This is a genomic window from Mesorhizobium sp. M0904 (assembly GCF_040319475.1).
In the GTDB taxonomy this organism is placed as follows: domain Bacteria; phylum Pseudomonadota; class Alphaproteobacteria; order Rhizobiales; family Rhizobiaceae; genus Mesorhizobium.
The window spans coordinates 133,134-145,182 of record NZ_JAMYOC010000008.1; the positions used below are offsets into that span (position 1 = coordinate 133,134).

Sequence of the window (12,049 nt, forward strand, 5' to 3'; positions counted from 1 at the left end):
TCAGCTTGCCGGCGAACGCACCGCTTCCGTGCTGTCGAGCGCCTGCTGCAGCCTTGTATCGCGGCCGTAGACGTCGTTGAAGTATTCGACCTTGCCGGACAGGTCCGGCCATGCGGTGAAATAGGCGACATAGACCGGGATCTTGCGTGTCACGTCCTCGGTCGAATGTCCGTGTTTCAGTCTGTCCTCGATGTAGTCGACCGAGGTGCCGAGCACGGCAGCCGCCATGCCGCGCGGATCCTGCAAGCGAACGCAGCCATGGCTGAGCGCGCGCATGTCGCGCTGGAAAAATGACTTCTGCGGTGTGTCGTGCATGTAGATGGCGTGCTTGTTGGGAAACAGTATCTTCAGCTCGCCCAGCGCATTGGCCTCGCTCGGCAACTGGCGCACGCCGTAGGGTATCTTTGCGCCATAGGCACCCCAATTGACCGAGGATGAGGGAATGCGCTTGCCGCGGGCATTGACCACCTCATAGCCGGCGCGGTCGAGATAGCCAGGATCCCGCCGCAGCCGCGGCAACATCTCGTTGACCAGGATCGACTGCGGCACGCCCCAATAGGGATGAAAGTCGACCTGCTCGATCTGATCATAGAAGAAAGCAGTCTGGTTGGTGGGCCTGCCGACCACGGCGCGGGTCTTCAGCTTCTCCTCGCCGTCGTCGATATAGCTCGCGGTGAAAGCCGGCTGGTTGATGAAGACGCGCGGGCTGCCGAGGTCGGAAGGCAGCCAGCGCAATTCTTCGAGCGCAACCCGAACCTTCTGAATTTTGTCGGCCTTGGACGTTCCGGCCAACGATGCGACGGTACGCGGGCCGATGACGCCGTCGCCTTTCATGCCGGCCCGTTTCTGCACCGCCTTGATCACCGGCACCAGCTCCGGATCGTAGACCTCGCTGGTGGCGAGCCTCGCCAGCACCTCGCCATAGGCACCGCCCATCTCGTCATCGAGATTGCGCGCGATCCTTGTCAAAAGCTTCGGCAGCTCGGGGCTGGTCTGCCCCGGTTTCAACAGAAGATTGGGATCGACGACGATCTCGTCCTCGGCGCTGGCCTGTAGCGATTCCAGTTCGACGCGCAGCGCCTGATACTCGGAATTCTGTGGATGCCGTGATTCGAGATAAGTGCGCACTTGCTGGGTATGGGCCAGCGTCTTCAGTACCCCTTCCATGTCGAGCGGCTTCGGCGGAAAATCGTAGTAGCCGGTGATGCGGTTGGGATCGACGCGGCCGCTTTGTGCGTCACGGGCGTAGCGCAGGACACGCGCCGACATCGCCATCTCGAAGCGAAGCAGCTCTTTCAGGCGCTCATCGGCATTGCCCGCCGATGCGCCTGCTGCCGGAACTTCGACGGTGTAGTCGGCGGGCGTCAGGCCGTAGCTCGCGGCCTCGCCCAGCACCCGCACCGCATCCTCGGCACGGCTGTTGGGACTGGTTCCCGTCACCCAGATGAAATCCGGATTGGCTGAGTAGTACGCGATCAGCGCCTTGGCGATGTCCTTCTCGGCGTAGAGATCATAGCCGTCGAGCCCGGCAATGGCTTCGCGGAATGCAGCCCCGGTGGCCGTCGGCTCGAATGCAGCATCCTGAGGCGTTGCCGGTTCAGGCGCTGCCGACAGTGGCGAAAAATCGACGCGCACCAGCGGATCGCTCTTGTAGGTGTAATAGGACGGGCTGCTGATTTGCGCACCACCACCCCCACCGGAAGCGGCTGGCGCCTTGGGCTTGTATTTTGAGGGTGGCGGCGGAAAGTTACCTTTCGGCGGTGCGTGTTTGACGCCGCCGCCGAAAAGCATGTCGAAGAACCCTTGCGCTTCAACCTGCGGCGTCCCGAAGGCCAGCATTGCCGCGGCCACCGCGAACGGCAGCACGGTTGCTTTGTTTCCAAGGAGTTTCATGGATCACCCGCTCCGGTTGAACCGGATCCCGTTCCGCACCGCTTTCACGGTCTCGCCCACCCCATGGCGGATGTAAGGCGTGACTACACTGATTCATACTGATTTCGTTAAGCTTCCATAAATTTCGGAGCGTCTGTTGCAGAACGGTTTCACAACATCGTGACGGGTCAAGCGAATCCGCCGCCGTGCTCGGCCAGAACGGCGACCGTCCAGTGACCAAGTCTCACGCGTTTGCGCCGCCGTCGATGGTCAATGCCGCGCCTGTCACGAAGCGTCCTTCGGGACCGGCAAGCCAGGCGACCATGCCGGCGATCTCGTCGGCCGTTCCGAAGCGGGGCATCGCCATCTTCTGGCGCTGATGCTCGGCGTGCGGGCCGGCTGCCGGATTCATGTCGGTATCGGTCGACCCCGGATGGACGACATTGGCGGTGATGCCGCGCGGACCGAGATCGCGGGCAAAGGCCTTGGTCAGGCCAACCAAGGCAGCCTTGCTGGCCGAATAAGCGCTCAGGCCAGCGTCGGTGGCACGCTCGGCCAGATTGCTGCCAATCGAGATGATCCGGCCACCCTCGCCCATATGCGCTGCTGCCGCCTTGACGGCGACGAACGGGGCTCTGAGGTTGACCGCCATCGTCTCATCGAAGTCGGCAAGCGACAGAGCATCGATCGGCGCAGCGCGCCAGATGCCGGCGCTGTTGACGAGGATGTCGAGCCGTCCGAAGGCTTTTGCTGCCTCATCGACTGCCGCCTCGATCGCCGCAGCATCGCGATTGTCGGCCTTGATGACAATGCCCCGGCCGCCGGCCGCCTCGATTTCTCTGACCACCGCGAGTGCCCTTTCCTCGCCATTCACATAGGTGATCGCCACGCCTGCGCCGTCGGCCGCGAGCCTTCTTGCGATCGCCGCACCAATGCCGCGGCTGCCGCCGGTGACGAGGGCGGCCTTGCCGTTCAAGCTTCTGGATGACATCTGCTTCTCCATTTTGTAGTGATTGATACATAAATGTCTGCCAGCCTTGCTGGACCACGTCAACTGAATTATGTATCGATCAATACAGAAAGGATGCCATGCCGGAACGAGGCCGCCCCCGCACCTTCGATCGAGCCGCCGCCTTGCGGCGCGCAATGGAAGTGTTTTGGCTCAAGGGTTATGAGGGCGCGTCGATAAGCGATCTGACCGCTGCAATGGGCATCAACTCACCCAGCCTCTATGCCGCCTTCGGCAGCAAGGAAGCGCTGTTTCTCGAGGCAACCGAGCTTTACACGCGGGTCGAGGGAACCGAGATCTGGTCCGCGCTGGAAAAGGCGCCGACCGCGCGCCAGGCCGTCGAGCGGTTCCTGCGGCAGACTGCCAGGGCCTATTCACAGACCGGTCGTCCGCAAGGCTGCCTTATCGCGCTCGGCGCATTGCACCAGGACTCAAGCCGCGGCGCTATCTGTGATGATCTGCGCCGTCGCCGCGCCGAAAACCGCGAAGCCTTGCTGAGACGCTTCGAGCGTGGCGTAGCCGAAGGAGAGTTGCCGGCCGATTTCGACTGCGGTACGGCCGCGACCTTCTACGCCACCGTGCAGCACGGCATGTCGATCCAGGCGCGCGACGGCGCGTCGCGCTCGGCCCTTCTGGCGACGGTGGCCGGGGCAATGGCGGCTTGGATAGCGATGGCCGGCACCGGGGTGGCGGCGTGACGATCGAACCCGGCAGACAAGACCAGACATTCAGATCACTGCAGAGACGGCTCCAGCCTGCCGGCAACGAAGCCAACGGCACGCTCCACCACACCCCTGTCGGCGAGAATGCGGCGGTGGCCGAGCCCGTCGGCCCAGTACAGCCGCACATGGTCTCCGGCGCGCGCGTAGAGCCTTGCATGATCGGCGGACACTTCGCGGTCGTCCAGCGCGTGGATCACCAGCGTCGGCAGCAGCGTGCTTGCCAGCTGGCGATCACCGGTAAACTCGTGCAACGGCCGGCCGGCGATACGCTCGACCCGGTCGGCCATGGCGACCTGCGAGCGCGAGCCGACATTCAGCATGCGACTGAAATCAGCAAAGATTGCCGGCAGTGAGCTCGGCGCAGCGATAAGCACCAGTCGCCCGGCCGCCAATCGCGGGATGTTCCTGATTGAACCGGCAACTGCATTGGCGGCAACGGCACCACCAAAGGAATGGCCGACGATCGCGGCAAACGGCCCGAACCATTCGCCGGCAACCCGTGCCGCGTCGACCGCACTGACCAGGGTAAGCCGGCGGCCCTGCGACTGGCCGTGGCCCGGCAGGTCGAGCGAGACGACCTTATAGCCAGCATCGCGATAGGCTTCGATCAGCGTGCGCATGTATTCGGTGCGCGAACGCCAACCATGGATGACGAGCACGGTGCCGGCAGTGGCCCTGCCCGGCTCGGGCCGGAATTCATGCACCATGACGCAGCCGGTTCTGGTCTTTAGCCGGTGATGTCGTGCCTGGGTCATGAAATCGGCGGCGCGATCGATTGCGCGGCGCTCGCCTTCACTCAAGCTCTTCTCATGCGGCGTGCGGCAGAACAGCTCGAATGCAGCGCGCCCGGTGAGTCGCGGTGCCACATGCTCAGCCACTCCGAACGTGCCGCGGATGACCTTCAGTCCAAATGATGCCATAGTGGCGATCCATTCATTGGTTCAAGCATGAACATAATAGTTCAAACATGAACATTAAGCAAGACCTGCCCTGGGACAACCCGCGCTTTCGCAACTGGGTGGCAGTGGCGCGCGCATGCCACGTGCTGGAACGCACCCTGGCGGTGAAGCTGGCGCCGCTCGACCTGAAGCCGGCGCAGCTCGACGTGCTGATGAACCTCTACCGTCATCCCGGCATGTCGCAGCACGACCTCGCTCGCCGGCTGCTGGTCGGTCGCTCCAACATCACCATGCTTTTGCCGCAGCTGGAGACTCGTGGCCTGCTGCGCCGCGAGGGCGACGAGAAGGACAAGCGCGTGCTGCGGCTGACGTTGACCGAGACCGGCGAGGCACTGCTGATGCAGGCGCTGAAGGTCCATATGGCGCTGATCGAGAAGGCGATGAGCCAGTCGACGCCGGAGCAATGCGACATGATCGGCGAACAGATGCGTAGGGTTGCCGAGGTTTTGAAGACCGCCTGACAGCCCAGCGCTCCACCAACAAGTGCTTCACCACATCGATTTTTTCGCGCGCTCCGGCCATTCCTTGTCGTAGACCTCGCCGTCGATGTTCTTGCGGCTGGTGATTTCCAGGATTTGGCCGGGAGTCGGCAGCGATCTCGGGTCGACATGCCTTGCCGGATTCCACAACTCCGACCGGTGGATGGCGCGGGCGCACTGGAAATAGACCGCATCGACCTCGATGACCGTCACCGAGCGCGCCGGCTTGCCTTCGACTGCGAACGAGTCGCAGAGCGCGGCATCGGTGGTGATGTGGGCGCGGCCATTGACGCGCAGCGTCGTGCCGGAACCCGGCACCAGGAACAGGAGCGCGACGCGCGGATCGCGAAGGATGTTCCTTAGCGAATCGGCACGGTTGTTGCCGCGCCGGTCTGGCATCATCACCGTTTTCGGATCGTGGATGCGGACGAAGCCGGCGAGATCGCCGCGCGGCGAGCAGTCCAGCCCTTCAGGCCCGCAGGTTGCGAGCACGGCGAACGGCGAAGCCTCGATGATAGCTGCGTATTCGGGAATCAGCTGATCGAGTTCTTTGACCACCGACGCCTCGCCAGGCAGGCCATAGAGCGTTTCGAGCTGTTCGACGCTGGTGATCATGGACATGTTTTCGTCTCCAAAGCTTTGCCGGCGCTACTCCAGATGCATGACGTTTTCACGACATCGTGCCCGCTTGCCGGTCATCAGGAAACGGGTGTCGAGGCAACGCGAAGAAGGGCAAACCGCTTTCACCTACACAATCGCACCGACGGATACGGAGACCGAAAATGGATAAACCGCTCGACCGGCGACGCACCGCCATGGAACTTATTGAAAACATGTTCAATGTTAAAATGCGTTTCCTGCAATCAGGATCGGAAAGCCTCGATGTGCTTGCCAGCGCATTCCATGCCGAGATTGTGGTGCATGAGCCGCAGTCCCTGCCCTATGCCGGTGACTGGAATGGCCTCGACGGCGTTGGCGCTCTTTTCCGCAAGATGCGGGAAATCTGGAGCGACGTGGCGGTGGAGGATCTTCAAAGCGCCCAGAACGATAACGTGGTGTTCATGATCTGCATGCTTTCGCTGACGTCGCGAGCCACTGGTGCAACAATCATACAGCCGTTTGCCGAAGTCTTGCGCTTCAAGGATGACCGACTGATCGAAGGCACGCCGTTTTACTATGACACCGGCGAGATCCTGGCGATCCTGCGCTGAGCATACCGCGAAACCATTCAGCGGTCGCGGCTCAGCCCCTTCTCTTCCAGCTCGGCGAGATAGGCGGCCCAGCGTGCGTCCTTCTCATGACCCAGCGTATGCAGGTAGTTCCAGGTGAAGATACCGGTGTCGTGGAAATCGTCGAAGGTGATGCGCACGGCATAGTTGCCGACCGGCTCGATCTTCAGGATCGCCACATTGCGCTTGCCGGGAACGGTGACGCGCTGTTCGGGCGAATGGCCCTGCACCTCGGCGGATGGCGAGGCGACGCGCAGCAACTCGGCCGGCAACTCGAACGGCTGATGGCCCGGAAAGGTCACGGAAAGCAGCTTGCGATCTTTCGAGACCCTGAGTTCCTTCGGCGCTGTCATCATGGTGGTGGATCCTGCGGAGAACTGCCCTTCCCTACGCCGCTTCGTATCGAGGGAAAAGGCCGCATCGAAAGTTCCGACATGATCTGTCGGCGTCGGAATGTTACCGAAGATCGCGAGCTTCTATCTTGAATGGCAAGTTCGCTCGTATCACATAGCCATATATAACGAAGCCGTTCACGGCCACGGGAAGCGCATAAGCATGGATATGATCGATCCTTTCGGTCGCACGATCACCTACCTGCGCGTGTCGGTCACCGACCGCTGCGATTTCCGCTGCACCTATTGCATGGCCGAGGACATGACGTTCCTGCCCAAGAAGGACCTGCTGTCGCTGGAAGAACTCGACCGGCTCTGCACGGTCTTTATCGAAAAGGGCGTGCGCAAGCTCCGCCTCACCGGCGGTGAGCCGCTGGTGCGCAAGAACATCATGCACCTGGTGCGCCAGCTTTCGCGGCATCTCGAGAGCGGTGCGCTGGAAGAGCTGACGCTGACCACCAACGGATCGCAGCTTTCCCGCTTTGCCGCCGAGCTCGCCGACTGCGGCGTCAAGCGGATCAACGTCTCGCTCGATACTCTCAATGCCGACAAATTCCACCAGATCACCCGCTGGGGCAATCTGGACAAGGTCATGGACGGCATCGACGCCGCGCAGGCCGCCGGGCTGAAGGTAAAGCTCAATGCCGTGGCGTTGAAGGACTTCAATGATGGCGAATTGCCGGACATGCTGCGCTGGGCGCATGGCCGCGGCATGGATCTGACGGTCATCGAAACCATGCCGATGGGCGAGATCGATGCCGACCGCACCGACCAATATTTGCCGCTGTCGCTGCTGCGCGCGGCACTCGAGCGCCAGTTCACCCTAAGCGACATTCCCTACAAGACCGGTGGCCCGGCCCGCTATGTCCAAGTCGCCGAGACTGGCGGACGGCTGGGCTTCATCACGCCGATGACGCATAATTTCTGCGAAAGCTGCAACCGGGTCCGGCTGACCTGCACCGGCACTCTTTACATGTGCCTCGGCCAGGAAGATGCCGCCGACCTGCGAGCGCCGCTGCGTGCGTCGGAAGGCAACGAGCTGGTCGCCGATGCCATCGACGAAGCAATCGGCCGCAAGCCGAAAGGCCATGACTTCATCATCGATCGCCGCACCAACCGTCCGTCGGTGTCGCGGCATATGAGCGTCACCGGCGGCTGATTTTTCGCCGATTTCGTGCAAGAATAATCGCCTTGGTATCGGCGCGAGGCAAGGCGTGCAGCGGTTTTTTGCAGTCCTGACGTTTTTCGGAGTGATGGCGGGGACCACGGCAGTCGCCGCGCCATTTACCTATACGAACGAGCGCTTCGGTACCGTCTGCACCTTTCCCGATGAAATCTTCACTCTTCGCCAGCCTGAGCCGGATAATGGCGATGGACAACAATGGCTCACTGCCGATGGCGCCAGCCTGATCTGCTCGGGCATTCTCAACATCGATGATGACACCCCGAGGGCCTTCGTCTCCGCCGAGAGGGCCAGCAAGGAACCTGGCTACAGGATCACCTACAGCAAGACTGGCAAGGACTGGGCGGTGCTGTCGGGCATCAAAGGCGGGAACATCTTCTACGAACGCCGCCTGTTCGGAAAGGACGGTGTCATCCGCACGATCTGGATCGACTATCCGCCAGCCCTGAAATCGAAATACGACCCGCTCGTCGATGCGATCGCCGGCAGCCTCAGGGGACCGTGAGCATCCTGCGACGTCAGAACTTATTCGCAGCCTATTGTTTTTTGCTGATGAATTAAGGCTGACGCGTGTAGTCGTACTGCACGGCGAGCCATTTCCTGCCGCTGCCATTGGCCTGGAGGAAGTGTTGCTCGGCCACTTCGTGATTGTCGCCGTCCCTGGAAATGATGAAATCGGAGGCCGTGAATCGCCCTTCGACCTCGGGCCCGAAGCCGACGAAACCAAGCGGCTCGAAAAGCAGTGAAATCTTGCCGTCCTCCTCGCCACCAAAACTCCAGGCGGGCATGATCCCTGCCGGGAAACGGGTGTCCATGGAGACATACTTCCAGCGGCCCTCCACCCGGTCATAGCTCAAATAGGCTATCCGCTGGAAGTCCGGGATTTTCGACCCGGGCGCCGGGCGCATCACCTCCTGCATGAAGGGGCCGATCATCGTACGTTCGGCCACCAGCCCGGTCATCACGATCGGCTGCGCACCGGGGGTTGGCCAGATCGTGTTGACGACGTTCCATTTCCCGATGCGGCGAGCGAGCTCATTCGCTTCGTGACCCGGCGTGGACATCCGTTCGACTGCCGACGCCGAAGCGCCGTTCTCGGCCAACGCAGGCGCTATCGCCATGAAGATGACCGCCAGTGCAGAAGAGAACCGGAAAGCCGACGAAACGTGCCGCCTGCTGCCTGTGCCAAGCCTGGCCGCATTGCCTCGTGCATTCGTCATGGACCACCTCCCCGGACAAGACCAGAAGCCTACAATGACCAATTTGGCGACTCTTGCCGAGCAAATTGCTCTCGTCGAGAATTTTCCTCGAGCGGCAGTGTGATCGATTTGCTATCCGAACCGAATCTTTAAAAGGGCACCTTTCGGGGTCACACCCAGAAAAGGTCTTGTCCGCAAACGGTCACCGGATTTACCGCAAGCCCATTCGGGCCTAGCCTCTGCTCTGGAGCGGTTCTTCGCCCAGTGGGGGAATACGATATGCGCAAACTCATTCTTTCTCTTGCATTGCTCAGCCTCGCGGCCCTGCCCGCGGCGGCCCAGTTGATCGGCGGCACCTATGCCGTGGCCGGCACCAATTTCGATGGATCGTCCTATGGTGGCAACGCGACGATCACGCTGACCAGCGAGACGACCTGCACGATCCATTGGGAGACGGGCGGCTCGTCCTCGGACGGCATCTGCATGCGCAACGACGATGCCTTCTCCGCCGGTTATGTCATGGGCAAGGCGGTCGGTCTTGTCGTCTACAAGGTGCAGGACGACGGCTCGCTGCGTGGCCTGTGGACGATTGCCGGCAAGGAAGGCAACGGCACCGAGGTACTGACGCCCAAATAAGCCCTGCCGCTCTTGCGCGACAGATGTTACGGGCCATAGAAAGGCTGTGGCCCAGCCCTTTGACGTTGCTGTTTTGCGGGTGCCTGCTAGACGCTTGCTGCAGGACTCACCCGGTAATCTGCCTTGCCTCTTTCGCCAAACCTGCGCGGCGCGTTGTTCATGATGGTGGCCATGGCTGGTTTCACCCTCAACGACGCTATCACCAAATTCTCGTCGGAATCGATGAACATGGCGCAGGTCATGCTGATCCGCGGCGCCTTCGCTTCGCTTTTCGTTGGCCTGCTTGCGTGGCAACGCGGCGCGCTTGCTCAGCCAGGTTCGATGCTGCAGCCGACCGTTGCGCTGCGCGTTGCCAGCGAGGCCGGCGCCACGGTGTCGTTCCTGGTTGCTCTGGCGCATCTTCCGATCGCCAATGTCTCCGCCGTGCTGCAGGCGCTGCCGCTGGCGGTGACGATGGGCGCAGCGCTTGTGTTCAACGAGGGCGTCGGTTGGCGGCGCTGGCTGGCTATTGCCGTCGGTTTTGCCGGCGTGCTGATCATCGTGCGGCCGGGCTTCGAAGGGTTCAGCGTCTTTTCTCTGCTGGCGCTGGCCAGCGTGGCATGCTGTGCGGTGCGCGATCTCGTCACCAAGCGGATACCGCAGGCAATTCCGACATTGCTGGTGTCGAGCGCCACCGCCCTTGCCATGACGTTTCTGGGCGCGGCATTGCTTTCACCGATGGGCGGTTGGACACCGATGACAGGACAAAGCACGGCGTTTCTGGCGCTGGCGGCAGTGCTCGTGCTCATCGGCTACCACTTCATCATCACGGCGATGCGGGTGGGCGATATCTCCTTCATCGCGCCGTTCCGTTACACCGCCCTGCTCTGGTCGATCCTGCTTGGCTTCACGATCTTCGGCGATGTCCCGGATCTGCCGATGATCGTCGGTGCCACGATCATCATCGCCTCAGGCCTCTATGCACTCTACCGCGAACGGATCGTCGGCCGGCGAAAAACAGCCGCCGAAAGCACTGGACCGGACATGGCGCCGGACGGCATATAGGATGACTGTCGACGACTGTCCGATTTGAAAACTGGATTTTGGTCATTGGGTCTAGGCAGCAAACGATGGGCCGACATATCGCAGGGATCATTCTGGCCGGCGGCCGATCGAGCCGGATGGGTGGCGGCGACAAGACCCTGCTTGCGCTTGGCGACGGCACCTTGCTCGACCGTGTCGTTTCGCGCCTTGGCCCGCAGGTCGGCCCGCTTGCGCTAAACGCCAATGGCGATCCGACACGATTTGCCGCGACGGGGCTTCCGGTGCTTGCCGACACCGTCAAAGGTTATGCCGGGCCGCTTGCCGGGATACTGACCGGCCTTGAATGGGCTTCCGACACGGCCTGCCAGGCGCTGGTCACGGCTGCCGGCGATACGCCTTTCCTGCCCAAGGACATGGTCGAGCGGCTGCTCGCGGCAGCCTATGCGCGCCCGGGCTCTATCGCGGTCTCCTGTTCCGGCGGAAAACGGCATCCGACCTTTGCACTCTGGCCGCTAGGGTTAGATCAGGCCTTGCGACAATTTCTCGTCGAGGAAGACAACCGGCGCGTTGCGGCGTTCATCGACCGGCACGGTTTTGTCGAGGTGGAATTTCCCATCCTGAAATCCGGCGGAGCCGAGATCGATCCGTTCTTCAACATCAACACTCCCGACGACCTTGCCCAGGCCGCGCATCTGTTGCAGAGCATCGAGCCATGAAAAGACGTATCTTTGGCATCACCGGCTGGAAGAACTCCGGCAAGACGACATTGACCGAAAAGCTGGTGGCCGAGCTCGTCCGGCGCGGCTGGAAAGTGTCGACGGTAAAACACGCCCATCATGATTTCGACATCGACAAACCCGGAGCGGACAGCTTTCGCCACCGGCAGGCGGGAGCGATGGAGGTCGCGGTCGTGTCGGGCAGGCGCTGGGCGCTGATGCACGAATTGCGCGGCGAGGACGAGCCGACGCTGGACGCGATCCTGTCACGGCTGGCACCCTCCGATATCGTGCTGGTCGAGGGTTACAAGCGCGAGGCGCACAAGAAAATCGAGACGCGACGGCTCGAGGCCAAGGACCGGACACCGCTCTCTGCAGCCGATCCACACATTGTCGCCATCGCCTCCGACTTCCACATTGTCGGCGAAGACCTGCCGGCCTTCGATCTCGACGACACGAATTCGATAGCTGACTTCATCGAGCGCGCCACCGGCCTGACGCGCTGAGATCGCGGCCGCAGGGGGTTCCGGCCACTTTCTCTCCATTTAGGCGTTTGACCCAGCGTCACCGTTTTCTGAACATGACCTTCCCTCAAGCGACGGTTTTTGCAGTTGCTTTTTCTTGGGAAAC

The 12,049-nt window shown here is 61.8% G+C and carries 16 protein-coding genes; 10 read left to right on the plus strand and 6 right to left on the minus strand.

What is annotated here, in order from left to right; all coding sequences use genetic code 11:
• Positions 1-1,893 (minus strand): L,D-transpeptidase family protein, encoded by a 1,893-nt coding sequence (locus NKH80_RS10980; RefSeq protein WP_352991512.1) that lies wholly within the window; start codon positions 1,891-1,893, stop codon positions 1-3.
• Between the two features lie 223 nt (positions 1,894-2,116).
• Positions 2,117-2,863: a 3-oxoacyl-ACP reductase family protein gene (locus NKH80_RS10985; protein WP_352991515.1), complete on the minus strand. Its 747-nt coding sequence runs from the start codon at positions 2,861-2,863 to the stop codon at positions 2,117-2,119.
• Positions 2,864-2,961: 98 nt separating this feature from the next.
• Here NKH80_RS10985 and NKH80_RS10990 point away from each other — a divergent pair, with 98 nt between their 5' ends.
• A complete protein-coding gene (locus NKH80_RS10990; protein WP_352876758.1) occupies positions 2,962-3,579 on the plus strand; it encodes a TetR/AcrR family transcriptional regulator in 618 nt (205 codons plus the stop codon).
• 35 nt (positions 3,580-3,614) lie between these two features.
• Here the strand turns inward: NKH80_RS10990 and NKH80_RS10995 are convergent, their stop codons facing one another.
• Positions 3,615-4,523 (minus strand): alpha/beta hydrolase, encoded by a 909-nt coding sequence (locus NKH80_RS10995; protein WP_352991518.1) that lies wholly within the window; start codon positions 4,521-4,523, stop codon positions 3,615-3,617.
• Between the two features lie 47 nt (positions 4,524-4,570).
• Here NKH80_RS10995 and NKH80_RS11000 point away from each other — a divergent pair, with 47 nt between their 5' ends.
• Positions 4,571-5,023 carry a MarR family winged helix-turn-helix transcriptional regulator gene (locus tag NKH80_RS11000; protein ID WP_352689332.1) on the plus strand — a complete coding sequence of 151 codons (453 nt, stop codon included), beginning with the start codon at positions 4,571-4,573 and terminating at the stop codon, positions 5,021-5,023.
• Positions 5,024-5,050: 27 nt separating this feature from the next.
• On the opposite strand, the gene NKH80_RS11005 is transcribed toward NKH80_RS11000, so the two are convergent.
• The gene (locus tag NKH80_RS11005) at positions 5,051-5,662 is read right to left on the minus strand and encodes a pyridoxamine 5'-phosphate oxidase family protein (protein WP_352689333.1); all 612 of its coding nucleotides are present in this window, start codon (positions 5,660-5,662) and stop codon (positions 5,051-5,053) included.
• Positions 5,663-5,823: 161 nt separating this feature from the next.
• On the opposite strand from NKH80_RS11005, the gene NKH80_RS11010 reads away from it, so the two are divergent.
• The gene (locus NKH80_RS11010; protein ID WP_352991521.1) at positions 5,824-6,252 is read left to right on the plus strand and encodes a nuclear transport factor 2 family protein; all 429 of its coding nucleotides are present in this window, start codon (positions 5,824-5,826) and stop codon (positions 6,250-6,252) included.
• Positions 6,253-6,269: 17 nt separating this feature from the next.
• On the opposite strand, the gene NKH80_RS11015 is transcribed toward NKH80_RS11010, so the two are convergent.
• Positions 6,270-6,623 carry a gamma-butyrobetaine hydroxylase family protein gene (locus tag NKH80_RS11015; protein ID WP_023717628.1) on the minus strand — a complete coding sequence of 118 codons (354 nt, stop codon included), beginning with the start codon at positions 6,621-6,623 and terminating at the stop codon, positions 6,270-6,272.
• A 202-nt stretch (positions 6,624-6,825) separates the two neighbouring features.
• Here NKH80_RS11015 and moaA point away from each other — a divergent pair, with 202 nt between their 5' ends.
• A complete protein-coding gene (gene moaA, locus NKH80_RS11020) occupies positions 6,826-7,821 on the plus strand; it encodes a GTP 3',8-cyclase MoaA (RefSeq protein WP_352991524.1) in 996 nt (331 codons plus the stop codon).
• Between the two features lie 94 nt (positions 7,822-7,915).
• Positions 7,916-8,350 (plus strand): hypothetical protein, encoded by a 435-nt coding sequence (locus NKH80_RS11025; RefSeq protein ID WP_352991527.1) that lies wholly within the window; start codon positions 7,916-7,918, stop codon positions 8,348-8,350.
• 52 nt (positions 8,351-8,402) lie between these two features.
• On the opposite strand, the gene NKH80_RS11030 is transcribed toward NKH80_RS11025, so the two are convergent.
• Positions 8,403-8,948, minus strand: coding sequence for a hypothetical protein (locus NKH80_RS11030; protein ID WP_352991530.1), 546 nt, complete (start codon positions 8,946-8,948; stop codon positions 8,403-8,405).
• Positions 8,949-8,964: 16 nt separating this feature from the next.
• Here NKH80_RS11030 and NKH80_RS11035 point away from each other — a divergent pair, with 16 nt between their 5' ends.
• From NKH80_RS11035 to mobB, 5 genes are all read left to right on the plus strand, one after another.
• Positions 8,965-9,168, plus strand: a complete 204-nt coding sequence (locus NKH80_RS11035) for a hypothetical protein (protein WP_352991533.1) — start codon at positions 8,965-8,967, stop codon at positions 9,166-9,168.
• A gap of 155 nt (positions 9,169-9,323) precedes the next feature.
• The gene (locus NKH80_RS11040; protein WP_352991536.1) at positions 9,324-9,680 is read left to right on the plus strand and encodes a hypothetical protein; all 357 of its coding nucleotides are present in this window, start codon (positions 9,324-9,326) and stop codon (positions 9,678-9,680) included.
• A gap of 123 nt (positions 9,681-9,803) precedes the next feature.
• Positions 9,804-10,724 (plus strand): DMT family transporter, encoded by a 921-nt coding sequence (locus tag NKH80_RS11045; RefSeq protein WP_352991539.1) that lies wholly within the window; start codon positions 9,804-9,806, stop codon positions 10,722-10,724.
• 65 nt (positions 10,725-10,789) lie between these two features.
• A complete protein-coding gene (mobA, locus tag NKH80_RS11050) occupies positions 10,790-11,419 on the plus strand; it encodes a molybdenum cofactor guanylyltransferase MobA (RefSeq protein ID WP_352478875.1) in 630 nt (209 codons plus the stop codon).
• Complete coding sequence (gene mobB, locus NKH80_RS11055) at positions 11,416-11,925, plus strand: molybdopterin-guanine dinucleotide biosynthesis protein B (RefSeq protein ID WP_352645712.1); 510 nt, start codon at positions 11,416-11,418, stop codon at positions 11,923-11,925. Before mobA ends, mobB begins: the two co-directional genes overlap by 4 nt.
• The last annotated feature ends 124 nt before the right edge of the window (positions 11,926-12,049 follow it).

Bases quoted from the DNA above. Each gene is read 5' to 3' on its own strand.
- NKH80_RS10980 (WP_352991512.1), bottom strand. From the start codon at position 1,893: ATGAAACTCCTTGGAAACAAAGCAACCGTGCTGCCGTTCGCGGTGGCC.
- NKH80_RS10985 (WP_352991515.1), bottom strand. From the start codon at position 2,863: ATGTCATCCAGAAGCTTGAACGGCAAGGCCGCCCTCGTCACCGGCGGC.
- NKH80_RS10990 (WP_352876758.1), top strand. From the start codon at position 2,962: ATGCCGGAACGAGGCCGCCCCCGCACCTTCGATCGAGCCGCCGCCTTG.
- NKH80_RS10995 (WP_352991518.1), bottom strand. From the start codon at position 4,523: ATGGCATCATTTGGACTGAAGGTCATCCGCGGCACGTTCGGAGTGGCT.
- NKH80_RS11000 (WP_352689332.1), top strand. From the start codon at position 4,571: ATGAACATTAAGCAAGACCTGCCCTGGGACAACCCGCGCTTTCGCAAC.
- NKH80_RS11005 (WP_352689333.1), bottom strand. From the start codon at position 5,662: ATGTCCATGATCACCAGCGTCGAACAGCTCGAAACGCTCTATGGCCTG.
- NKH80_RS11010 (WP_352991521.1), top strand. From the start codon at position 5,824: ATGGATAAACCGCTCGACCGGCGACGCACCGCCATGGAACTTATTGAA.
- NKH80_RS11015 (WP_023717628.1), bottom strand. From the start codon at position 6,623: ATGACAGCGCCGAAGGAACTCAGGGTCTCGAAAGATCGCAAGCTGCTT.
- moaA (WP_352991524.1), top strand. From the start codon at position 6,826: ATGGATATGATCGATCCTTTCGGTCGCACGATCACCTACCTGCGCGTG.
- NKH80_RS11025 (WP_352991527.1), top strand. From the start codon at position 7,916: ATGGCGGGGACCACGGCAGTCGCCGCGCCATTTACCTATACGAACGAG.
- NKH80_RS11035 (WP_352991533.1), top strand. From the start codon at position 8,965: ATGAAGATGACCGCCAGTGCAGAAGAGAACCGGAAAGCCGACGAAACG.
- NKH80_RS11040 (WP_352991536.1), top strand. From the start codon at position 9,324: ATGCGCAAACTCATTCTTTCTCTTGCATTGCTCAGCCTCGCGGCCCTG.
- mobA (WP_352478875.1), top strand. From the start codon at position 10,790: ATGGGCCGACATATCGCAGGGATCATTCTGGCCGGCGGCCGATCGAGC.
- mobB (WP_352645712.1), top strand. From the start codon at position 11,416: ATGAAAAGACGTATCTTTGGCATCACCGGCTGGAAGAACTCCGGCAAG.